Origin of the sequence: Bacillus sp. 165 (genome assembly GCF_017742235.1) — a bacterium.
Lineage (GTDB): Bacteria > Bacillota > Bacilli > Bacillales > Bacillaceae_G > JAGHKQ01.
On the sequence record NZ_JAGHKQ010000001.1, the window covers coordinates 157,844 to 180,762 of the forward strand.

28 protein-coding genes are annotated in these 22,919 nt (G+C 37.9%); 3 read left to right on the forward strand and 25 right to left on the reverse strand.

Translation table 11 applies throughout. The features are described 5' to 3' along the window. Positions 1 to 6 precede the first annotated feature (6 nt). From J7Q84_RS00855 to J7Q84_RS00915, 13 genes are all read right to left on the reverse strand, one after another. Complete coding sequence (locus J7Q84_RS00855) at positions 7 to 720, reverse strand: demethylmenaquinone methyltransferase (RefSeq protein ID WP_209092511.1); 714 nt, start codon at positions 718 to 720, stop codon at positions 7 to 9. A gap of 22 nt (positions 721 to 742) precedes the next feature. Then, the gene (locus J7Q84_RS00860) at positions 743 to 1,486 is read right to left on the reverse strand and encodes a heptaprenyl diphosphate synthase component 1 (RefSeq protein WP_348519813.1); all 744 of its coding nucleotides are present in this window, start codon (positions 1,484 to 1,486) and stop codon (positions 743 to 745) included. 96 nt (positions 1,487 to 1,582) lie between these two features. Next, a complete protein-coding gene (folE, locus tag J7Q84_RS00865; RefSeq protein WP_209092512.1) occupies positions 1,583 to 2,152 on the reverse strand; it encodes a GTP cyclohydrolase I FolE in 570 nt (189 codons plus the stop codon). A 122-nt stretch (positions 2,153 to 2,274) separates the two neighbouring features. Then, positions 2,275 to 2,547, reverse strand: a complete 273-nt coding sequence (locus J7Q84_RS00870) for an HU family DNA-binding protein (RefSeq protein WP_209092513.1) — start codon at positions 2,545 to 2,547, stop codon at positions 2,275 to 2,277. A 617-nt stretch (positions 2,548 to 3,164) separates the two neighbouring features. Beyond that, a complete protein-coding gene (spoIVA, locus tag J7Q84_RS00875) occupies positions 3,165 to 4,643 on the reverse strand; it encodes a stage IV sporulation protein A (protein ID WP_209092514.1) in 1,479 nt (492 codons plus the stop codon). Between the two features lie 198 nt (positions 4,644 to 4,841). Continuing rightward, positions 4,842 to 5,558 carry a hypothetical protein gene (locus J7Q84_RS00880; RefSeq protein ID WP_209092515.1) on the reverse strand — a complete coding sequence of 239 codons (717 nt, stop codon included), beginning with the start codon at positions 5,556 to 5,558 and terminating at the stop codon, positions 4,842 to 4,844. Positions 5,559 to 5,575: 17 nt separating this feature from the next. Next, positions 5,576 to 5,779 carry a DUF2768 domain-containing protein gene (locus tag J7Q84_RS00885; RefSeq protein WP_209092516.1) on the reverse strand — a complete coding sequence of 68 codons (204 nt, stop codon included), beginning with the start codon at positions 5,777 to 5,779 and terminating at the stop codon, positions 5,576 to 5,578. A 242-nt stretch (positions 5,780 to 6,021) separates the two neighbouring features. Beyond that, a complete protein-coding gene (locus tag J7Q84_RS00890; RefSeq protein ID WP_209092517.1) occupies positions 6,022 to 6,273 on the reverse strand; it encodes a stage VI sporulation protein F in 252 nt (83 codons plus the stop codon). A gap of 102 nt (positions 6,274 to 6,375) precedes the next feature. Further along, positions 6,376 to 7,401 carry an NAD(P)H-dependent glycerol-3-phosphate dehydrogenase gene (locus J7Q84_RS00895; RefSeq protein ID WP_209092518.1) on the reverse strand — a complete coding sequence of 342 codons (1,026 nt, stop codon included), beginning with the start codon at positions 7,399 to 7,401 and terminating at the stop codon, positions 6,376 to 6,378. Between the two features lie 21 nt (positions 7,402 to 7,422). Further along, the gene (gene der, locus J7Q84_RS00900; protein ID WP_209092519.1) at positions 7,423 to 8,733 is read right to left on the reverse strand and encodes a ribosome biogenesis GTPase Der; all 1,311 of its coding nucleotides are present in this window, start codon (positions 8,731 to 8,733) and stop codon (positions 7,423 to 7,425) included. A 121-nt stretch (positions 8,734 to 8,854) separates the two neighbouring features. Beyond that, positions 8,855 to 9,043 (reverse strand): capping complex subunit for YIEGIA, encoded by a 189-nt coding sequence (locus J7Q84_RS00905; protein ID WP_209092520.1) that lies wholly within the window; start codon positions 9,041 to 9,043, stop codon positions 8,855 to 8,857. Then, on the reverse strand, positions 9,040 to 9,930 hold the full coding sequence (locus J7Q84_RS00910; RefSeq protein WP_209092521.1) for a YIEGIA family protein: 891 nt from the start codon (positions 9,928 to 9,930) through the stop codon (positions 9,040 to 9,042). The genes J7Q84_RS00905 and J7Q84_RS00910 overlap by 4 nt, the downstream gene beginning before the upstream one ends. A 3-nt stretch (positions 9,931 to 9,933) precedes the next feature. Next, the gene (locus tag J7Q84_RS00915; protein WP_209092522.1) at positions 9,934 to 10,533 is read right to left on the reverse strand and encodes a YphA family membrane protein; all 600 of its coding nucleotides are present in this window, start codon (positions 10,531 to 10,533) and stop codon (positions 9,934 to 9,936) included. Between the two features lie 109 nt (positions 10,534 to 10,642). Here J7Q84_RS00915 and J7Q84_RS00920 point away from each other — a divergent pair, with 109 nt between their 5' ends. Beyond that, on the forward strand, positions 10,643 to 10,777 hold the full coding sequence (locus tag J7Q84_RS00920; RefSeq protein WP_000513897.1) for a YpzI family protein: 135 nt from the start codon (positions 10,643 to 10,645) through the stop codon (positions 10,775 to 10,777). Positions 10,778 to 10,830: 53 nt separating this feature from the next. Here J7Q84_RS00920 and fni read toward each other — a convergent pair whose 3' ends face one another. The 4 genes from fni to J7Q84_RS18175 all read right to left on the reverse strand — a co-directional run bounded on the left by fni (position 10,831) and on the right by J7Q84_RS18175 (position 14,251). Beyond that, the gene (gene fni, locus J7Q84_RS00925) at positions 10,831 to 11,895 is read right to left on the reverse strand and encodes a type 2 isopentenyl-diphosphate Delta-isomerase (protein WP_209092523.1); all 1,065 of its coding nucleotides are present in this window, start codon (positions 11,893 to 11,895) and stop codon (positions 10,831 to 10,833) included. A 12-nt stretch (positions 11,896 to 11,907) separates the two neighbouring features. Further along, on the reverse strand, positions 11,908 to 13,053 hold the full coding sequence (rpsA, locus tag J7Q84_RS00930) for a 30S ribosomal protein S1 (protein ID WP_209092524.1): 1,146 nt from the start codon (positions 13,051 to 13,053) through the stop codon (positions 11,908 to 11,910). 202 nt (positions 13,054 to 13,255) lie between these two features. Continuing rightward, positions 13,256 to 13,933 (reverse strand): (d)CMP kinase, encoded by a 678-nt coding sequence (gene cmk, locus J7Q84_RS00935; RefSeq protein WP_209092525.1) that lies wholly within the window; start codon positions 13,931 to 13,933, stop codon positions 13,256 to 13,258. A 144-nt stretch (positions 13,934 to 14,077) separates the two neighbouring features. Then, positions 14,078 to 14,251, reverse strand: a complete 174-nt coding sequence (locus tag J7Q84_RS18175) for a YpfB family protein (protein ID WP_209092526.1) — start codon at positions 14,249 to 14,251, stop codon at positions 14,078 to 14,080. A 204-nt stretch (positions 14,252 to 14,455) separates the two neighbouring features. On the opposite strand from J7Q84_RS18175, the gene J7Q84_RS00945 reads away from it, so the two are divergent. Next, the gene (locus tag J7Q84_RS00945; protein ID WP_209092527.1) at positions 14,456 to 15,427 is read left to right on the forward strand and encodes an asparaginase; all 972 of its coding nucleotides are present in this window, start codon (positions 14,456 to 14,458) and stop codon (positions 15,425 to 15,427) included. A 26-nt stretch (positions 15,428 to 15,453) separates the two neighbouring features. Here J7Q84_RS00945 and J7Q84_RS00950 read toward each other — a convergent pair whose 3' ends face one another. From J7Q84_RS00950 to J7Q84_RS00960, 3 genes are all read right to left on the reverse strand, one after another. Next, positions 15,454 to 16,431, reverse strand: coding sequence for a YpdA family putative bacillithiol disulfide reductase (locus J7Q84_RS00950; protein WP_209093075.1), 978 nt, complete (start codon positions 16,429 to 16,431; stop codon positions 15,454 to 15,456). Between the two features lie 147 nt (positions 16,432 to 16,578). Then, entirely contained in the window at positions 16,579 to 17,106 is a 528-nt protein-coding gene (locus tag J7Q84_RS00955) for a peptidoglycan recognition protein family protein (protein ID WP_209092528.1), read from the reverse strand. Positions 17,107 to 17,189: 83 nt separating this feature from the next. Further along, positions 17,190 to 17,402, reverse strand: a complete 213-nt coding sequence (locus J7Q84_RS00960; protein WP_209092529.1) for a DUF3961 domain-containing protein — start codon at positions 17,400 to 17,402, stop codon at positions 17,190 to 17,192. A gap of 287 nt (positions 17,403 to 17,689) precedes the next feature. Between J7Q84_RS00960 and J7Q84_RS00965 the strand changes: the two genes are divergently transcribed. Continuing rightward, positions 17,690 to 17,893, forward strand: coding sequence for a nucleic acid-binding protein (locus J7Q84_RS00965; RefSeq protein WP_209092530.1), 204 nt, complete (start codon positions 17,690 to 17,692; stop codon positions 17,891 to 17,893). A gap of 189 nt (positions 17,894 to 18,082) precedes the next feature. Here J7Q84_RS00965 and J7Q84_RS00970 read toward each other — a convergent pair whose 3' ends face one another. From J7Q84_RS00970 to J7Q84_RS00990, 5 genes are all read right to left on the reverse strand, one after another. After that, positions 18,083 to 19,363, reverse strand: a complete 1,281-nt coding sequence (locus J7Q84_RS00970) for a Glu/Leu/Phe/Val family dehydrogenase (RefSeq protein ID WP_209093076.1) — start codon at positions 19,361 to 19,363, stop codon at positions 18,083 to 18,085. A gap of 279 nt (positions 19,364 to 19,642) precedes the next feature. After that, a complete protein-coding gene (locus J7Q84_RS00975; RefSeq protein WP_209092531.1) occupies positions 19,643 to 20,251 on the reverse strand; it encodes a genetic competence negative regulator in 609 nt (202 codons plus the stop codon). A gap of 81 nt (positions 20,252 to 20,332) precedes the next feature. Continuing rightward, positions 20,333 to 21,235, reverse strand: coding sequence for a MerR family transcriptional regulator (locus tag J7Q84_RS00980; protein ID WP_481747519.1), 903 nt, complete (start codon positions 21,233 to 21,235; stop codon positions 20,333 to 20,335). 19 nt (positions 21,236 to 21,254) lie between these two features. Next, positions 21,255 to 22,031 (reverse strand): metallophosphoesterase, encoded by a 777-nt coding sequence (locus tag J7Q84_RS00985; RefSeq protein WP_209092533.1) that lies wholly within the window; start codon positions 22,029 to 22,031, stop codon positions 21,255 to 21,257. A gap of 119 nt (positions 22,032 to 22,150) precedes the next feature. Further along, entirely contained in the window at positions 22,151 to 22,783 is a 633-nt protein-coding gene (locus J7Q84_RS00990) for a CBS domain-containing protein (protein ID WP_209092534.1), read from the reverse strand. Positions 22,784 to 22,919 lie beyond the last annotated feature (136 nt).

Genomic DNA, 22,919 nt, shown 5'->3' on the forward strand with positions numbered 1-22,919 from the left:
TTACACTTAATTACTTTTCGGCTTAAAGCCCAAGTGCATTGCGGCCACTCCAAAGGTAAACGGCTTCACCTTAATATTTTCTAATCCTGCATCCTCAAACATATTTGCCAGCTCTCGCATCCCTGGAAAAGAGCTTGCAGATTCTTGCAGCCACGAATATTCTTTATAACTCTTCGCAAAAACCTTCCCAAACAAAGGCATCAAAAAGCGGAAATAGAGGAGATACAGTTGTCTGACTCCCAGCATCGTCGGCTGAGAAGTTTCTAAACAAACCACTTTGCCGCCTGGCTTTACTACACGGGTCATTTCTTTGAGCACATGCATATAATCTGGTACATTTCGAAGTCCAAAACCGATCGTAACGAAATCAAATGTGTTATCTTCAAAAGGGAGTTGCATCGCATTTCCATGTATTAACTTCACTTGCTTAAGTTCTAGAGCTGCTACCTTCTGCTCACCAACGGACAGCATGTTTTTACTAAAGTCAAGTCCGTATACTTTTCCAGTGGGACCGACAGCATCAGCAAGCGCAATTGTCCAGTCAGCAGTCCCACAGCATACATCAAGTGCGGAGGCTCCTTTTGGAACACCCATAATTTGCATTGTTTTCTTTCGCCATTGTATATGCCTCTGAAAGCTGATAACAGAATTCATTACATCATATTTTTTATAGATTTTTTCAAATACATCATGTACTCTTTCTTCTTTCGATTGCTGCATTTCTCATACCCTTCTTCCAGTTTTACTTTTGTGCCAACACTTTCGCCGCCTGTTCAAGTTCAGCTGATTGTTCGGTCAATTCTTGAAGCCTCCATGCTGCATCCTTTATGTATCTTAAATAAATGGATTCCGGGTCTTCCCCGCTTACTTGCCCAAATGCTTCAAATATCATAGCTTTTTTTTGTTGTTTATAATCCTGATACTCTTTTTTTATGCGTTTTAAACATAAGATGACAGCCGCAAACCTCTTCCATTCCTGTACGTTAAAATGCTCACAAGTTTTCTGTATAAGAGCAGATTCAACAGTTTCCACACTGTTGATCACCTCATCTATAGAGTTTCCGTCTTTTTGATAAATACTTATTTTATGCTCATTAATTTCTTTAATTCCTTCTGCCAAAGCACGAATTAATGCGATATCATGCTGCTGTGCGAGCATATAGTAATATAACCCGCTGTAATAATCACCGGCCAAGACAGTAAGCTGTCTTCTCTTATGCGATTGCCCTTGTTCTGTATTTAAGTTTACGGATACCTTTTCATGAGTATCAAGGGCGATTTGTACGAGCATGATGGTTACAACATAATGCTGAATTTGCTCATTATTTAATTTCGCATGTTTCAAAAGGAAATACAGCAATTGGAGCTTATCTTCATCTATGACGGGATATTCAATATATTGCATCAAAAACGGATGCTTCAATTTTTTATCAAGCTCCTCTTTTACTGTCGTAAAGCCCTCATACATATCCCACACACTAATCACCCTTGTCCTCTATTGTCCAGTTCATAAATTTTATTATAACACATACTTTCTTCCATTTTCCTCAATAAAAAAGAAAAGCAGTTTCCTGCTTTTCTGCTAGTTTCCTTTAATGAGAGACAATACTTCCGCACGAGCAGGAGCATCAGTTGCAAGCACGCCTCGAACAGCTGAAGTGACAGTTTTCGCTCCAGGTTTCTTTACACCGCGCATCGTCATACACATATGCTCTGCTTCTACTACTACCATCACCCCATGAGGATCTAACACCTCAATAATCGCATTAGCAACTGAAGAAGTAATACGCTCTTGCAATTGAGGCCTTCTAGCAATTGTATCCACAGTACGGGCTAGTTTGCTTAATCCCGTTACCCGTCCATCTTTCGGTATATATGCAACATGAGCAACACCATAAAACGGTACTAAATGGTGCTCACACATAGAATAAAATGGAATATCTTTCACTAACACCAATTCTTCATGGTCTTCTCCAAATACCTTCTGCAAATGCTGTTTAGGATCCTCGTGCATTCCTGCAAACACTTCTGCGTACATTTTCGCAACACGCTTTGGAGTTTCAAGAACCCCCTCGCGATTCGGGTCATCACCGATAGCCTCTAAAATAAGACGAACCGCATGTTCAATTTGTTCTAAATTTACTTTTGTCATTCAATAGCAGCCTCCTAAACCCTTAAATACATTACGAAGTCATTCTAGCATATAATGGTTTTTAAAAGCAAAAAAGAAGAGTCCCTATTAGGAACTCCCCTTACGCTCTAATTATGTAATGATTATTTCACTGCATCTTTTAGAGCTTTACCAGGTTTAAATGCAGGAACTTTGCTAGCTGCGATTTCAATTTCTTCACCAGTTTGAGGATTGCGACCTTTGCGAGCAGCACGTTCACGAACCTCAAAGTTACCAAAGCCGATTAGTTGAACTTTATCTCCGTTTCTTAAAGCTTCAAGAATTGAATCAAAAATAGCATCAACAGCTTTAGTAGCATCCTTTTTAGAAATTTCGCTAGCTTCTGCAACCGCATTGATTAAATCTGTTTTATTCATGCCATTCACCTCCTCCCAAATGATACTTTTATTCAGTAAAAGTGAATCTTATCTTCATTTGTAGGCAAAACTTTCAATTTCTATACTACAAATAAGCAGATAAATCATTATCAAGGCTTATAATATACGATAATTCTTTATAATTCAATATTTTTAAAGAAAATGTTACCAAGAAAATATGAAAAAATGCCTATACTTGACAACATATTCTAAATATTAGACAATCATCTGTTATTGTATTGAATGAAGCGGTCTCCTTATAATCCCTTATATATCAAGCTTTTTAACCACCTAAAAGGAGAGTAACTTTCATTTTATTTAAAAACACAATATTATGTATATAAATACAAAATATATTAATACGCCTTGTATCTAATAGAGTAATATCTCTATCAACCCACATTTTCGTCAGCCGATGATTTTCTTACGTTTCTTGCAGCTCTTCATTGAAAGTAACTGCATTAATGAGGCGTGAATTGTAATGAAAGGCAAACTTGATTCAACTAATCCCTTTTTCGTGCTTCATTGAAAAAAACACTGTTCTTCTGAAGTATTCCTCTTATGTTCGTACATACTCATCTATAAAAAAAGACCCCTTATAAAAGGAGTCCTTCAACCTATAGAATAATCGCAATGAGACCGCCAGAACCTTCATTAATGATGCGTTCTAGCGTTTCTTTCAGTTTATATCTAGCATTTTCAGGCATCAAAGACAGTTTTGCCTGTATACCTTCGCGAACAATAGAGCTTAACGATCGTCCGAAAATATCAGAATTCCAAATAGAAAGCGGGTCATCCTCAAAATCTTGCATCAAATAACGAACTAATTCTTCGCTTTGTTTTTCTGTACCAATAATCGGCTCGAACGTTGACTCCACATCTACTTTAATCATATGAATGGAAGGAGCCACCGCCTTCAGCTTAACTCCAAAACGAGAACCATGGCGGATAATTTCTGGTTCATCCAAGCTCATATCTGCTAAAGCAGGAGCAGCAATACCGTATCCTGTCTGTTTGACCATTCGTAATCCTTCGGCTACTTGATCATACTCTGCTTTCGCATGAGTAAAGTCAAGCATCAGCTTTAACAAATGATCCTTACCTCGAATCTCCACTCCTACCACTTCTTTTAATACATGATCATATAATTCATCCGGGGCATATAAATCTATTTCTGCGACCCCCTGACCCATATCAATTCCTGCCAGACTTGCTCGGTCAATAAATTCATATTGGCTAAATTGCCACACGACGCGATCCACATCCCGCAGTCGTTTAATATCTTTAACCGTTTCTTGTACAGCTTCTTGATAGCTTTGACGCAGCCAATGTTCTTCGTTTAAAACCATAACCCAGCTTGGAAGATTGACATTGACTTCTAAAACAGGGAATTCATACAACGCTTCACGCAGCACATTCAGAACATCGCCTTCACGCATCCCTTCTACGCTCATTGCAAGAACCGGAATGTCGTATTGTTCAATTAAATTTTGACGAAGCTGCTCTGTATCTGGATGGTATGGCTGAACGGTATTAATAACCATAATAAACGGCTTTCCTACCTCTTTCAGTTCATTTACTACCCGTTCTTCTGCATCCAAGTAATCTCTTCTCGGTATTTCCCCAATCGTTCCATCTGTTGTAATGACAACACCAATGGTGGAGTGTTCCTGAATGACTTTACGTGTCCCAATTTCAGCTGCTTCATGAAATGGGATTGGTTCTTCGTACCAAGGCGTATTAATCATCCTTGGGCCATTTTCATCTTCATATCCCTTCGCTCCTGGGACTGTATATCCAACACAGTCAACTAATCGAATATTCACATCCAACCCATCTCCGACATGGATGGACACCGCTTGATTTGGAACGAACTTTGGTTCTGTCGTCATAATTGTTCGACCTGCTGCACTTTGCGGTAACTCATCTTGAGCTCTAGCACGGTCAGCTTCGTTCGCAATGCTAGGAATCACCGCTAATTCCATGAATTTTTTTATAAAAGTAGACTTACCTGTTCGAACTGCACCTACTACACCTAAATAAATATCACCGCCTGTACGTTCGGCAATATCTTTAAAAATATCTACCTTTTCCAAGTGATTCCCTCCCTGAGAATTATTGGGAATAATATATGATTCTTCTAGTAGTTAGGACACTATATAAATATGATTTTGTCCTTATTTTTTATGACTGATTAAACGAAAAATTTTTAGCCTCTTATAATGACACTGCATTATTACGAAGCAAAAAACCCTTCTTTTAGAAACTTATTCCTAACAAGAAGGGTTCATGACTCATTGGACTAAAAAAATTGGCTCATTATCTTTCACTGTATACGGGAGAGAATAAACAGGTACAAACGGTGAATCTTTCACTAGCAGAGAACGAATATCCTCATCTGGCTGCACAGTTATTTTGTTTTTTTGTAAGACTTCATACAAATCCATTCGATAATCCACATATAGTTCTCCGTTGTTATCAATCACTAGAGGGAGGTTTTTCCCTGAATACGGACTAATTACAAACGGCTCTTCCTTGTAGCGAAGCTTTTTATAATCTAACGTGTATACTCCATTTGCAACTACCTTTTTATAGGGGGGATACCCGTACTGATCACGATACATTTGAATTTTAAGCTTTACATCCCGAATCTGCTCTGTAATTCTAAGGTCAATAAGCCTGACTGTTGGTTTTGTTTCCACATCTATCAGTACATATTGATAGATGCCTCCATTCTCATAAGCATTTCCTGGCGGCTCTTGTATATAGCGTGGAGACAATTTCGTGAAATCTATTGGATATTTTTGGTAAATGGGTGTTTCCATATCTTTTGTCTTGATAGGAAGAAGCCCCGAATTCGCAGCTTTATATTGATCTACAGACGTTTGAACCGCAGTCAACTGGTCAGCATAGGGGATTTGATTTTGCTGCATTTTCTCCTCCGGATACAAACAACCGGTCAATAGCGAAAGAACCATACTAAAAAGAATAGAAAGTTTCCATTTATTCATTACGTTTTGTTCCTCTCCTATTCATTTACCGGACCGCTAAATACAACAAAAAAGATAACGAATCCTGAAGCTAACATAAGCGCATAGGCAATAAAAGCCATTATAGCTTTTAAAAATTTATTGTTCACTTTATGTCTGCTTAATAAAATAAAAACAACAGAAATAAACATAGCAACTATGGCGCCAAGGGCAAACCACATTTTAATAAGAGCTAAAGACATATGTACAATCTCCTTTTATTAGGTATTTCTCCTGATTCTAGTAAGCTTTCCCATTATTATTTTAGCAAATTATTACGAGGAAAACTATATTTGCTTGTCCATCCGTATAAAATAAAACCGAAGCGAATAGGGCAACTTCGCTTCGATTGACTAAATATCCCATTTTCAGCTCATACAGGTTTCATACATAATATCATATGCTACATTAATACCTAGTGTTTATAGTTAAAAAGGAAACTTTTTTATTTTTTAAACATATTGCTTAAGGAACTAAAATCAGCAGGCATATTATTATTTATGATCATTTTAACAATTTGATCTTCCTTTTCTTTCGAAACAGGTCTTCCCGCCATGGCTGCTACTTGGCTGATTAATTGCCGCAATACTTTTTCATCTTTTAAATTTGCATTTTGTACAGATGATGCAAGCTTGAAAATATCTTCTTTATTTACTTTCGTTTGTTTCTCAACATTATCAAAAAAATTGTTGCTCATCTTTCCCACCCTCTCGATTAATCTACATTTTATCGTATGCAAAAGGGTGGGAATGGTGAAAAAACCCAAATCAAGAAAAAAGAGAGGATTTCCTCCTCTCCATCAACTCAAGAAATCGGGAGCGTGCTCCACTTCATGCTTGCGTACACGTCCCATGAGCGCATCTACAGATTCCCTGACATCTTTTCCGTCAAATAAAACATGGTATAGAGCGCTTGTAATCGGCATTTCAACGTCCATTTTTTCCGCCAATTGATAGGCTGCCTTTGTTGTCCTAACACCTTCGACTACCATTCCCATATTTTCCAATACTTCCTCAAGCGAATGCCCTTTTCCCAACAAGTTTCCCGCACGCCAATTTCGGCTGTGCACACTTGTACATGTGACAATCAAATCACCCATTCCAGCCAGACCTGCGAAAGTCTGCGGATTAGCGCCCATTTTCCGTCCTAACCGAGCAATTTCAGCTAATCCCCTTGTCATAAGAGCCGCTTTCGCATTATCGCCGTACCCTAGACCATCAGTAATACCTGCAGCCAATGCTATAATATTTTTCAAAGCTCCTCCGAGCTCCACACCAATTATATCCGGGTTAGTGTATACACGAAAATAAGAATTCATAAATAAATCCTGCACTTCTTCCGCTGCCTTCATATTTTTAGATGCAGAAGCAACGGTAGTCGGGTGGCGGAGTCCCACTTCTTCCGCATGACTCGGACCCGATAATACTACCACCTCTTTTATAAGGTGTGACGGTATTTCCTCTTCAATCATTTCCGAAATGCGCTTCGATGTATCCGGCTCTATCCCTTTGCTCGCATGGATAAACGTTACCGGCGTCTTAATTACAGTTTGAATTTTTCGACATACTTCCCTGATCGCCTTTGTCGGTACAACAAGCAATACATGACTCACTTCACTAAGGGCTTCCTCTAGTGATGCATATGCCTGTATATTTGCCGGCAAATCCACTCCAGGCAAGTAACGATGATTTTGGTGCGTCTCGTTGATTTCAGCAATATGCTCTGGATTATTTCCCCATAGACGGACTTCATTACCATTATCAGCCAGCACTAAGGCCAATGCTGTACCCCAACTTCCTGCTCCCACTACTGTAATGTTCCCCATGAAATCACACCCTCTTTTCAGTTAGTCTCTTGCTCTTCCTTTAATTTTAATTGGTGTTCCGACAAAACCAAAGGCGTCACGTATACGATTTTCCAAGAAACGCTCGTAAGAAAAGTGAAGTAATTCCGGATCATTAACAAACACTACAAATGTAGGCGGCTTCACCGCTACTTGCGTGGCGTAATAGATTTTCAAACGCTTGTTATTATGAGTCGGGGTTGGATTCATAGCAACTGCATCCATAATCACATCATTCAATACATTTGTTTGTACGCGTATAGCATGACTTTCACTAGCCACATTAATCATCGGCAGTAATGTATGGATGCGCTTTTTTGTTTTCGCAGATAAGAATACGATTGGTGCATAATCCAAAAATTGGAAATGAGCACGGATTTTTTCCTCAAACTCCTTCATCGTTTTTTCATCTTTTTCTACTGCATCCCACTTATTTACAACAATCACAACTGCACGTCCCGCCTCATGTGCATAACCTGCAATTTTTTTATCTTGCTCAATGATACCTTCTTCTCCGTCTAACACAACGAGCACAACATCTGAACGCTCTATCGCTCGTAACGCACGCAGTACACTGTATTTTTCGGTGCTTTCATACACTTTTCCTCTTTTACGCATACCCGCTGTATCAATGATGACATAGTCTTGTCCATCTTTATGATACGGCGTATCGACTGCATCACGCGTCGTTCCTGCAATATTGCTGACAATTACACGATCTTCACCAAGTAACGCATTTACAAGAGACGACTTTCCTACGTTCGGACGGCCAATTAAAGAAAATTTTATTGTCTCTTCATCATAACTGTCTGTATCATTTTTAGGAAAATGCTCGACCGCAGCATCAAGCAAATCTCCTAACCCTAATCCATGTGAACCCGAAATCGGATAAGGCTCACCAAATCCAAGCGCATAAAAGTCATATATATCATTGCGCATTTCTGGATTATCCACTTTATTGACCGCCAACACAACCGGTTTTTTTGATTTGTATAAAATCTTCGCTACCTCTTCATCTGCAGCTGTTACACCTTCACGGCCGTTCGTCATAAAAATAATAACATCCGCTTCGTCAATGGCGATTTCAGCCTGCTGACGAATTTGAGTTAAAAACGGCTCATCTCCAATATCAATTCCACCTGTATCAATAATATTAAATTCATGATTTAACCATTCTCCCGCACTGTAAATACGGTCTCTCGTTACTCCTGGTATATCTTCAACAATGGAAATTCTCTCTCCTACAATACGATTAAAAATAGTGGACTTCCCTACATTCGGGCGACCTACTATTGCAACTACAGGTTTTGCCATTGTTCCCATCCTTTCCTTTTCTTATGTCCTTATGTAAAAAGCCCTTCTTTTATAAGAAGGGATACTTGTTATCATTTCGTTTACAAAAGGCTGAAAACCACACAAATTATATCATACTTTCCTAATGCTTCACAATAATATATACATTTTCTTGCAAACGGTGAGCAATTCCATCCAGAATCGCTTCCAAATTAGCTGCAACAAATTCCATCTCCTCAACAGATTCACAAGTAAACAAAGGCGCCCCTCCAGCAAATTTGCTGTCGTCTGTTGTAATCACTGCTAGTATACATTTAGTAAGCGATGTCATACTTCTTCACGCTCCCGATTTAACGCCTTACTCGACATACGGATTGCATTTTCTAATGTAGGAACTTGGCCGATAACACGCATAGCCCTATCTACATCCTGCTCTTGAGGCAAGACAAATACCCCTATTCTTCCATCATTTAAATCCCGCTTAGCAAGTGGAACCAATGCCGGAGTCCCAGAATCACGATATACACCTAATGCAACAGACATATCATGTAAAATCGCTTGGCGCTGCCCTAAGTTTGCTAACGTAATTTGCGCATCCATGGACTTCGGTTTCAAAATAAACCCCATTCCATACCGCATAATCTCTTCCTGTCTGACAGGCAATCCGATATTCATAATATAGATATTATCTATATACAACCCTGCCCCTTCAAATCGAAGCGGTACATGTTCAATTTCTACAAGGTCTACGAGCTTGTTTCCAGTCATCAGTCTGCGTGCAATAATAAAGCTAATAATACCTGCTGCTACTCCTGCATAGACATTCCAAGCCAAATAAGCAAACGTAGTGACAAATGAAGTAAAAATAGCTAAGTAGTTTCTGCTTTCAAATACAAGAGCAATGCCTTCAATATAGGTACTTCCTCTTGGAACGAGTTCATACCCATCCAATTGCGACAAAGTGTTTCTCTCCATATTGCGAACATCACGAAATTGTGAAGCAGCTAGAGTAAGAAATGTGATAGCGGAAAAATCCTTTTTCATAATAGATGGAATTGCAATTGCGCCTAACGCTGCTGCAATAAATCCCATTGCGACATGCACTACCTTCCCGTGCAAGCGGGTTGGATATTGCCTTGTATCAGTTCGCAGCATATACAATCTTGTGGCAAGTCCGACGATAACTCCAAATAATATTGGATAAGTATATTGATTCATAGGCTACCCTTGTCTCTCCCTTACTTGTTTTTGCTTAAATTGCTCTAGATAAGTAAAACCCTTAAACAGCGTATACAAGCTATACATAAGAGCTATAGACCCAGATAACACATCCAAAAAAGCATAAGAGCCAATATCATTATGAAAACCAAATTTTTTTAAGACTAAGGCGACAAACCATTCTCCTTGTACAATTCCAATAAACAGAATAGCGACTCTCATTTGCCGTTCTTTTACAAGTAAGATTACTCCGTATACTAACAGTCCACTCAGCATAACTACTCGGTTTATTGCAATCCAAACCGGATCATACAATTCAATCAAATGAAAAGTTGCATAAATCATCGCAACAACTGTTGTGGATATAACAGAATAAATGATCTTCCACGTTGTTTGCTTTGCTAATATACAAAATCCATAGACAATAAGTACAACAGTGCTTCCATTTACATGAAACACACCTAGAGGAATATTCGCTGATGCCCCCATAATAAGAAGCAATAAAAACACAGCTGTTAAATTCCGTTGTGTATTTTTTTTCATCATAAATGTCGCTATAATCCAACCGCCCCAACACAAACAGTAAAATATGCTTCCTTCCATGTTTCTACCTCCTACTATTTCCAGTATGGAATGAATTTATGAAAATTAATCTCCCAGACTGAATAGTTTCTGTCCATTCACAAACACTGATAGTAAGGAGGTGGGAATCATGGGGAAAGATCGCCAAGAAAAAAAGCTCAAACAATCGCGAAGAGTGGAATCTGACCGTGACCAATCATTACAATACCCTGGAGCGACCGGTTTAGATACACCGGAACAAGCCCGTCAGCAAAACCAACACTAGCACTTGTAAATCTCAGAATGGTATCTTAGTGAAATACAAAAAGCGATGCAACATTATCGTTGCATCGCTTTTCTTTGGCTAAACCCTGTTGTCTGGATTCCTCTTTGCTGCAGCCAATGATATGTTTCTCCTGTAATGACTAATGGAACTTGGTGCATATCAGACACAGTCGTTGCTCCAAGGGCAGTCATCATGATTTTCAGGTCTTCATGAATGAGTCCTATTTCTTTTATTAAGGGCTCAATTCCTTCATTGAGCAATATCTTTAAAAAGTAACCTGCAAATGCGGCTGCAGATGCCCCTAAAGCCAACGCCTTTGCACAGTCTAACGCGGTTTGTACTCCGCCTGATGCAATAAAAGAAGCTGTTTTCCCTGTAGAATAAGCCTCAGCTATAGAAGCAGCAGTAGGAATTCCCCATTCATTAAAATAAGATAATACTCGTGTACGTCTTGCATTTTCAATGTTTGCGAAATTTGTTCCACCAAATCCACCCACATCAATGATTGTAACTCCGATTTCCTCTAAAGAACGGATCGTCTCCTGCCCCATACCAAATCCAACTTCCTTAACAATTACAGGTACATCGCATTGCTGTACAATTGTTTCAATACGGCGCAATGCACCGGTAAAATCTCGGTCTCCCTCGGGCATGGTTAGCTCCTGGATAACGTTTAAATGAATTTGTATAGCATTTGCTTCAAGCATGGAAACTGCTCGATTCGCTTGTTCAATAGTAGCTTCACTTCCCAAATTAGCAAATACAATTCCATCAGGATTAACCTTGCGAACTACTTGAAAAGACTTCTTTTCATTCATATCTTTTAAAGCTGCCATTTGAGAACCGACCGCCATAGCAATACCATGATGATGCGCTGCCAGCGCGAGCCCCTCATTAATTTTTTCCGTTTGTTCCCCGCCGCCGCCAGTCATTGCATTGATTAAAATAGGCGAACTTAGGAAAAGTTCGCCTATTTGCGTCTTCAGACATACATCTTGCAACGCGGTGTTCGGTAAGCTTTGATGAACAAAGGAAATATCTTGAAATCCATGACAACGCGATTGTCCAGTAGAAATCGCATGTTGTACATGATCAAGTTTTCGTTGTGCTCTGCTCACACAAATCCCCCATTATTTTTTTAATTTCTTCAGCTGATCTCCAATTAAATCCCCTAATTGGAACATAGAAGTTTCTTGGCTTGGTTGATATTTAGTAAAATCTTCTTTTACCTCTTCCTCTGCAGCTTCTTTTATACTTAAAGAAATACGCTTGTCAGATTCATTTACTTCCAGTACTTTTACTTGAACTAATTGACCAACTTCAAGTACTTCGTTAGGATTTTTCACATGTTTATTTGCGATTTGTGAAACATGTACCAACCCTTCTACAGAAGGTAAGATTTCAACAAATGCGCCAAATGTCACAAGACGTTTTACTGTACCTTCCATAATGTTGCCAACTTTGACTTTTTCTGCTACTCCATACCATGGACCAGGTTGAACAGCCTTCATAGATAAAGAAACGCGTTGTGTATCTGCATCAACAGAAAGAACCTTTACTTTAACCGTTTGACCTTCTTGCAATACATCAGATGGCTTTTCTACACGCTCATGTGATAATTGAGAAATATGAACTAATCCATCTACTCCGCCAATGTTAACAAATGCACCAAAATCCGTTAAACGCTGTACAGTTCCTTCGACTACTTCTCCAGCTTTAATAGACTGCACTGCATTTTTCTTCTTGGCTTGCAGCTCTTCTTCTACAACTGCTTTATGGGAAAGGATCACACGATTTTTCTCTTTATCCAATTCAACAATTTTTACAGTTAACGTCTTACCTTTGTAATCGGAAAAGTCTTCTACATAATGAGCTTCTACTAGGGACGCTGGAATGAATCCTCTCACGCCTAAATCTGCAACAAGACCGCCGTTTACAACATCTTTTACAGTTACTTCAAATACTTCACCGCTTTCAAACTTAGCATATAATACATCCCAAGCTTTTTCACCATCTACAGCACGCTTGGACAATACAAGATCATCCTCTTCAAGTTTAATGACTTTTAACTCTAGTGTTTGACCTTCCTGCACTGCATCTCCTGCTTTTTCAATATGAACATTTGCCAGTTCACTAATCGGGATAATACCTTCTGTTTTGTAACCCACATCCACAAGCACTTGCTTATCTTCTACTTTTGTTACTTGACCTGAAACTACATCCCCTACTTGAAAAGTCTTTGCTTCTACCACTTCTTCATTCATTTTTTCTACCATGGAAATACCTCCCTACTATAATGTCAATACAATTGTATGTATGTAGTAAATGGAACATATAACTTTCCATTTGTACGTACTTGTAATACAAATATTTAGAAAATATCTTCCTTTACTAACTTCTAACAAATCCAATAATTTGTCAAGTATATTGCTTCTGTTCCTTGAAAATAGAAACAAGGAAAGAGCAGAGCATCTTTCCTTATTGTGTTAACTTTAATTGTACAATATCCATCATCTTTTCTACAACTTCTTCCTTAGAAAGGGAGGTTGTATCTAGTTCCATTGCATCCTCTGCTTTTTTTAAAGGTGCCACTTCCCGCTCAGAATCAAGCTTATCACGCGCAGCAATTTCATCTTTTAACTTTTCAAGATTAGATTCAAACCCTTTTGAAATATTCTCTATATGACGGCGGTGTGCACGCTCTTCAACCGAAGCAAGAAGAAAAATCTTCACTTCTGCTTTAGGTAATACATGGGTTCCAATATCACGCCCATCCATCACCACTCCGCCATTTTGTCCAAGCAACTGCTGACGTCGCACCATTTCTTCACGGACGAGACGATGCTTAGCTACGATTGACACTTGATTTGTCACTTCAGGAGTACGAATGACTTCCGTGACATCTTCCCCATTAACCAATACTGTCTGAAAGTCTTGCTCTTGCCTTAGTTCAATACTGATAGACTGCAGCAAGGCAAGCAATTGGCTTTCATTATCTAAATCTACGTCATGTTTTAAGGCTGCATAAGTCAGCGCACGATACATCGCACCCGTATCAATATATAAATATGACAGACGTTTCGCAATAATTTTGGCGACTGTGCTTTTCCCAGCAGCTGCCGGTCCGTCTATAGCGATTGAAATTTTCTTATTCATAAAATCCTCCTCAATGCTTAGAACAAGCAAAAAGCAGGTTTCCCTGCTTTTGCTTGTTCTACCTTTTTCCCATGAAATTCTGAAACTATTGTAGCATATCCCTTGTGCCATTTAAATAATAAGAACCAGGAAAAACTATTGGCTTTATTTTAATGTTTCTAATACATTGGTCACATACCCCTTTGTGACACCTTCATAATATACGACTTTAGATAAATACCCGGCAATTTCCGGTTGTGTAAGCAACGCTTGAGATAAAAGTAAAAATACGAGTTGAATAACAGCAAGTTTTATAATGATCCGCTCTGCCCTTTGCACACCGACTACCTCCTCGCTTCATGCTTTTTAGTATCGGACAACTGCATAATTTTATACCCGTTTATTTCCTTACTTTTTTCATTGTAGGCAGCTCTATTGCATGTTATGGTAATAGTGTTCGGTGTTCTTTCTAACTACTCATACTCTATTTGTACACGAACATACCATTTGCACCAAAAGAACATTGGAAAGTAGGGGAATGTATTGAAAAAGATTTTAATATTACACACTGGCGGTACAATCGCCATGGAAGAAGATAAAGAAACAGGCTCTGTGAAACAACAAAGAAATAATCCGCTTTTACAGCATGGAGCAAACTTATCCGCTATAGCAGAACTAGTCGTGGAAGACGTATTTCATCTACCTTCTCCCCATATGACACCAAATGAAATGATTACTCTACAGAAGCTTATTGATGAGAGAGTCGTGAGGGATGGGGTAGATGGTGTTGTCATTACACATGGTACTGACACGTTAGAAGAAACGGCCTATTTTTTAGACTTAACTGTGCAATCTAATATCCCTGTAGTCGTAACAGGAGCTATGCGATCAAGTAACGAAATCGGAGCTGACGGACTGCACAACTTTATTTCCGCCATCCGTGTAGCTGTAAGTGAAGAAGCAAGAGGAAAAGGAGTGCTGCTCGTTTTAAATGATGAGATTCATTGCGCAAAAAATGCAACTAAAACGCATACCAGTAATGTAGCAACATTCCAAAGCCCGCAGTACGGACCAATTGGGATTGTAACAAAGCGAGGAGTTATGTTCCATCAAACCTTATTAAATCGTGATACGTATAAAATCGATAACACAACAAAGCATGTTGTGTTATTAAAGGCTTATGCAGGTATGGATGAAATGATTTTACAGGCTATTCACAGTATACAAGTGGACGGTTTAATTATAGAGGCTCTAGGACAAGGAAATTTACCGCCAAGAACTGTACCTATTATCAAGACATTCATTGAAAAAGGGATTCCTGTTGTCCTTGTCTCACGTTGCTTTAATGGAATCGCTGAAGATGTTTATGAATATGAAGGCGGCGGCAAACAACTAAAGGATATGGGTGTTATTTTCTCTAACGGATTGAACGGACAAAAAGCGAGAATCAAGCTTCTTGTAGCACTAGAAGTAACAAACGACCCAAATAAGCTTCATGAAATATTTATGTATTAAAAAAGCCTCAATAATTTGAGGCTTTTTTAATCACGTATTGCAATAGCTTTTGCAATTTGGTCACCATGAAAACGTCCGTTCTCGATAAAAATCTCATTAGCATTATTACCGGCAGCAATGACTCCAGCAATAAAAATCCCCTCAACATTAGTCTCCATTGTATCTGCATCATACATTGGTCTGCCAGTTTCTTTATCAATACTTACTCCCATTTCTGTTAAAAAACTATGATCAGGATGGTAGCCTGTCATAGCAAAGACAAAGTCGTTTTTTATAGTAACCGTCTTATTTCCCACTGTATATATAACAGCTTTTTCTGTAATTTCCTTCAAATAAGAGTTAAATACCATATTGATAGTACCAGTCCGAATCAAAGCCTCGAATTCAGGCAATATCCACGGCTTAATGCTTGGAGAAAATGTAGCGCCGCGATACAAAACCGTTACACGCGCCCCAGCTTTTACAAGCTCCAAAGCAGCATCAACACTAGAATTTTTCCCTCCAATTACGACAACATCATGATCAAAATACGGATGGGCTTCTTTAAAATAATGAGAGACCTTCTCTAGATCTTCACCCGGTATATTCATAAAATTCGGATTATCGTAGTACCCTGTAGCAACAATGATGTATTTCGCAGTATATTTCCTTTCTTTCCCCTCTGTTTGAGAACGAACGACAAAAGAACCACTACTTTGCTTCGATACACTCGTTACTGTTTCAAAAGCATGAATGCGAAGCTTCTTTCTCTTTACAACTTCACGATAATATACCAGTGCTTGATTTCGTACTGGTTTGCGATTTTCAGTAATAAAGGCAATATCCCCTATTTCCAATTTTTCACTTGAAGAGAAAAAGGTTTGATGCGTCGGATAATGGTAAATAGCGTTTACTATATTTCCTTTTTCAATTACCAATGCATCGATTCCGATGTTTTGCATTGAGATAGCTGCCGCCAGTCCGCATGGACCTCCGCCAATTATAATTACTTTTTCTTCTTGCACTTGCTTCACTCCCAAGTTCCTGCTGTAATACAAACAATCATATATTCTAGATTTAAAACCTGTCAAAAAATATGTTTTTCAAAAAATAATAGACCTACTTCTTATAGTAGGCCATCATCACAATTAATTGTATTCCATTTTTTTCAATTAACGTATAGATACGTACATACGGTGTACATCGCTCAAGAACTGCTGAAATGATATGCCTTGCTGAGTTAACACATTAATCGGATCAATTTTTCGTTTTGGATCTAATTGTTTATGAGATGCGATACTGTTTTTGGGATCTAAACCAAATCGTTGACAGAGATAGGCATGATACCATGTAAAGCGAGTGTATGCATCCCAAAAGCTTATATTTCCTCCATAGCATAACTCCACTCCTATAGCTGCACTGTTTGCATCTAACCCGTAAATTTCATTATCTGCCGGAACACTGTAACGAACGTGGTATGCCACTTCATCTAAAGGAATCATCTCTACAATTTCTTTATCATCTATAAAAGCATGTGCAGAAGACTTAGGCTGAACTTCTTCAAAGTAATTACGATTGCCCATCGCAGTGCTTCCGGGATTTCCCGTATCATGACTTACAATAAACTTTACCTTTGACAATCGTTTTCCAGGTCTAGAATTCCCAAATGAAATATAATTTCGATTAATTGGAAATCTCATTGGTCTCAACTCCGTCAGCAGAATCAATGCCTAACATACACGTAATTATATGTATGCATCTCTCCTGATTAGAATGAGCATTATTATCCATGAAAGGTATCGAGGATGTTTGACAGCACAAAAGTAAACACCAAAATACTTAAAGAAAGCCCGTAAACTCCATAAAACCAGATGCAATCTGAACGGTTCTCCAAGCCAAAAAACATATTGACACGAGCTATCTTCTCTCGGAGCGACACACCTTTTTTCGCTTCTTTTTGGATTGTCCTCGGTACTATCAAACTATTCTGAATCATATTATACCCCTCACCTTTTTTAATCAATTTATTCCTTATGCTTGACTAAATTATAGCATGGATGCACACGTAAGAACAAGTGTTCTCACCAAGAATACGAACATATTTTCTATATTCTTTTCGACAAAGTAAATTATCCGTACTACTTTTCTTTTGGCTCTGTTATAAAAGATTGTTGATTTTCTTATACAACTAAATGGCAGGATAGTTAAACAAGGAAAGCAACACCTTATTGTAGAAATAATTTAAGAGATAAATTTTTAATCAAACTAATAGGAGTGTTTGATATGAAAAGGATTTGTAATCAATGTCAAACTGAAATGATAGAAGAATGTAAAGTAACTGTTGAAGGTGATTTGAGTGGTATTAAAATTAGTCAAAAAGGTAAGGGATTTTTCAATAATATATCAGCAAAAACAAAAGCAGCTGTATGCCCAAATTGTGGTTATGTTACTTTTTACATTGACGAGTACAAAGAATTTAAAAAGTAAATCCTTTTGTACCTAATGCATGTTTTAGTTATATAAGAAAAAGCAAAGACCACCATTTTGTGGTCTATTTCTTTTATTTAAAAATCAACAATATACTTTAACAGAGCCTTTCTTTTAAAACATTCGCTACATGAAATTTTTAAAAGACACTAAAAAACACGACCCTTTTCAGAATCGTGTTTTGCTCTTTTATACCCAACCGCGAAAACGGCTTGCTTCCGCCATTTTCCGAACTCCGACCATATATGCTGCAAGACGCATATCAACTTTGCGGATTTGTGCAGTATCATAAATTGCATTAAATGATTTAACCATTACTTTTTCCAGCTTTTCTTCTACTTCTTCCTCAGTCCAATAGTAGCCTTGGTTATTTTGTACCCATTCAAAGTAAGACACAGTAACACCGCCCGCACTTGCTAGTACATCTGGAACAAGAAGAATACCTCGTTCAGTCAAAATTTTTGTTGCTTCTAAAGTAGTCGGTCCATTCGCTGCCTCTACGACTATTTTAGCCTTAATATTTTCAGCATTGTCTTCTGTAATTTGGTTTTCAATCGCTGCAGGCACTAAAATATCACATTCAAGCTCCAGCAATTCTTTATTAGAAATTGTATTTTTAAACAGCTTTGTTACTGTACCAAAGCTATCGCGTCGATCTAATAAATAATCAATATCCAAGCCGTTCGGATCGTGCAAAGCACCATAAGCATCAGAGATAGCGATAACCTTAGCACCAGCATCATGCATAAACTTTGATAAAAAGCTTCCTGCATTACCGAATCCTTGTACAACTACGCGAGCACCTTCTAAGCTAATACCACGCTTTTTCGCAGCTTCACGAATGCAAATTGTTACACCCTTGGCAGTTGCTGATTCACGACCGTGTGAACCACCAAGCACTAATGGTTTTCCTGTAATGAATCCTGGAGAATTAAATTCATCGATTCGACTGTATTCATCCATCATCCACGCCATAATTTGAGAGTTTGTAAATACATCCGGAGCTGGAATATCTTTAGTTGGACCCACAATCTGACTAATTGCTCGAACATAACCACGGCTTAAACGCTCTAATTCACGGAAAGACATTTCACGCGGATCACAAACAATACCGCCTTTACCGCCTCCATATGGCAAATCTACAATACCACATTTTAAGCTCATCCAAATGGACAACGCTTTCACTTCATTTTCTGTTACGTTAGGATGGAAACGGATTCCACCTTTTGTAGGACCAACTGCATCATTATGCTGAGCACGGTAGCCTGTAAATATTTTAACTGTACCATCATCCATACGAACTGGTATTTTCACAGTCATCATACGGATTGGTTCTTTTAATAATTCATATACTTCTTGAGGATAGCCTAGCTTCTCAAGCGCTTCTTTAATAACAATTTGCGTTGGTTTTAACACATCTAAATGTTCTCTTCCTTGTTGCTTTTGATCTCCTGACTTATCGGCTACCATGGTAAGTAAACCCCCTGTAACATTCACTTGTTTAATAATCTTCATGCCTAGTATACACCGTTATATCGATGATGCAAAGCAAAAACAAACTTTATTTACATTTTTTAAAAACAAACTTGTAAACGCTTGCAACATTATTATATTGCTTTTTATCTCAATCGAAAAGAAAAAAATATTATTTCTAAAAATTTTTATATTAGGAATTTTAAGAAGATTACCTATTCATATTAATTATGTATAAAACATTAAAGTATCGAGCATAATAAAAGCCTCAACTTATTAATGCTGAGGCTTTTTCTTTGCGACAAAATGATGATAAAGCTGAGTAATAGCATCTTCTCTCATTAATTCTTTTCCATATTCCATTAATCGATAAATGGTAATAGTAGCAGAACTTCCATACTCTGCCAGTATAGCAATGAGGGTTTCATTCGATAGATTTGCCGATTCTTCATTAAGCAGTAAATAAAACCCGTTCTGGAAGGAGTACAACCTCCCGCCTATAATTCCTAGAGGATATAAATATTGTGCCAACGAAATAATATCTTCAAAGTTGGCAAACTCATACAGTATATCATCACTCTCATCGAGTGTAACCTGCATTTCGATAAACTCATCGCTGAAATCTTCTTCTAATTCCGATTCCTGATGTTCCTTAGTAACAATTACAACCATTCCTTGCGCTTGTAATGAAAATACTTCTACAGCAATAGGACCATCTGCTTCAAACCCGAGTTCCTTACTTGCTTCATTCATCATATCACGGAACAATTGCTGTACTTTAGGAGCGTTTTGCCATAAGTCCTCTTTTGTAAGTCCTCGTTCCAATAAATCATCAAATGTTAGAAAAATTTTTATTTTATTATAATTCAGACGCTCAAGCCTCATTTCTAAACCTCCTTACCGTCCTGCATACCTTCAGTATATGAGAAAGAAAATAGATGGTTCTTATTGCAGAGAGTTCTTTCCTTAGATAACCATTCTGCTCTTAATCCATTCGTCCCATTCTTCTTTCGTATTTCCTACTAAATACTCGCTGATTGCCTGTTTTTCCTGCTCTGGCAACTCTAAAAAGCCTGCACCACCAAGACCTACCGAAAGACAATCATATTCTTTTTGTATTCTATTTGCAAGCTTAACGGTTCCGACAATGTTTTTCTGAAGAGTACACGATAAGAAAATAAATTTTGGGCTGACCTCCCCTATAACAACATCAATATCTTTATCTGCTACACTCCCACCTAAATAAATCACTTGAAATCCTTTGCGTCTTAAATAAATCGTGAAAATCAGAAGTCCTAATTCATGGAATTCTCCCGGTCCGCATACAGCAACTATTTTCGGAAGCACTCCATTGATCGGTAAATTATGATAAATCATTCCGATACGAGAACGTAAAAATGAGGTTGCGTAGTGCTCGTGAGCACTTGTAATAGCTTTATCCATCCAAAGTTGTCCTATTTTCACCAACACTGTCGCTAAAATATCCATCGTGACCTTATCTATAGTAAATAAACTAAATGCTTCATTTAAATACTCATGTGCTTTCACTTCATCAAATTTCAAAAGTGCATGGAGAATTGCCTCACTTAAACTATCAGTTCGATCATCTTCACGGTCCAGTAAAAATTGATTATTCATTTGACTGCTTTCTAACAAACTGACTGCTTGGCCAATTGTAAAGCCTTCATTTACTTTTGCTATTAACCATTTCAATATACTTACATGTTCTTCTGTATATAACCGATGACCGGCTTCATTTCGCTTTGGAGCGATAATCTGATAACGTCTCTCCCATGCTCTCAATGTTCCAGGCTGAATGCCAAGCATATTTGATATTGCTTTAATATTGTACTTCCCTTGAATCGGCATCAATACTCCCACCTTATAATTAGCTGCTTCTCGTTATGGTAATCAAATGTGTTTGTGCAGGTGCACCAAGTCTAAATGGCAACTTGGTTGTACCATACCCGTTACTGACAAACAACGTTGTATGAGGGTATAGGTATACTCCTCCTTTTAAATATGGGCTAACACCCAAAAGGCGAATTTGTCCCCCGTGTGTATGACCGCTTAATACCAAACTGACACGGTCTTCTGCAGAAATTTTATTGATGATTTCCGGGTTATGGCTGATAAGAATACGAAAACCTTCTTGTTCACAGTCATTCAATGCCAAATCCAATCTATCACGTTTAAGTGTAGCATCATCTACTCCGAGAATCGTTAGCTTCTCCTCTTCTTTTGATTCGAATAGTACCCCGGTATTATCCAAGATTTTAACTTTATAATCAAGCAAAAGTGCGTCTAATTCATGATAATCGACCTCATAGTCATTATTTCCCCATACAAAATATGTAGGTCCTATTTCAGTTAACATTTTTATATTGTCCGCAGCTCGTTTCATTGAAACGCCTTTTTCTAGTAAATCTCCTCCTATAATAACCACGTCCGCCTTCCCTTTTACTTTATCTACAATTTCATGCGCTATTTTTCTTTTATGAATATCTGAAATAAAAAACACAACAATTCTATCAAAACTCTCTGGAAAATCCACAAAGGTTATATCCTGTTCCAACACCGTATTGCGAAATGCTTCTCGATACATATGAAGCAGTAACAGTATTCCGCAAATTCCCCCGACAGTCACAACAAGTAAAATACTCATTCTTCATCTCCTTATAATATAGTTATACATTTATTAACAAATAACCTATACAAATAATAACACAATGTTAATAGAATATAAAAAGCCTTCCGATACACTTTCATGTATCGGAAGGCTTTTTAATCTTCTTGAATATCCAGCACCTTAAAACCTGCCGTTTCTAACTTATGAATAAACTTGTCCATATTTTTATTTTTCTCCACTTTAATAACGATACGCCTCATAAGCTTATCCGTTTCATCAAATGTGGAAAGCGATATAATATTGTCATGATAAGATTTTGAAAGGTCCGCAATTTTGGCAATCTGTCCCTCAGCTTCTATACAGGCAACCGCAATACGAACTCCGCTTTTCCCCACACCAAATGCGCTCCTGAATTGGTCTAACACATCAAATCGTGTCACAATCCCCAATAATTTATTACTTTCATCTATAACAGGGGCAAGAGGAAAACTTTTTAATGTTAGAAGAGCATTTTCAAACACTTCTTCTCCCTTGAAATACACATCTTTACGGCGAGCTGCCTCGCCTGCTTTAGTTTGTTCTAGAAACTCATCTTTGCTCATAGAAGAATGAAAAAAGTCCTCATAGATGCCAAATCGAGTAATAACTCCTTCATATCGCTCATCCTTAATCACTGGCAAAGACTCAATATCATACTCCTCCATCTTTGTTAATGCAACAGCCAGATTGTCCTCATATTGAACAGTGATGCAACGGTGTCTCGGTATCATAATACTTTTTACGAACATAGAATCCACCTCGCTAATTTATAGTTTCTATATTTTGTTTATACCATATTTTTCCCAAACACGAACAATAAAATATTGAATGTTATTTGAATATTTGCGTGCTTGTGTATTTCTTTCACAAAATGTTCTCAATTAT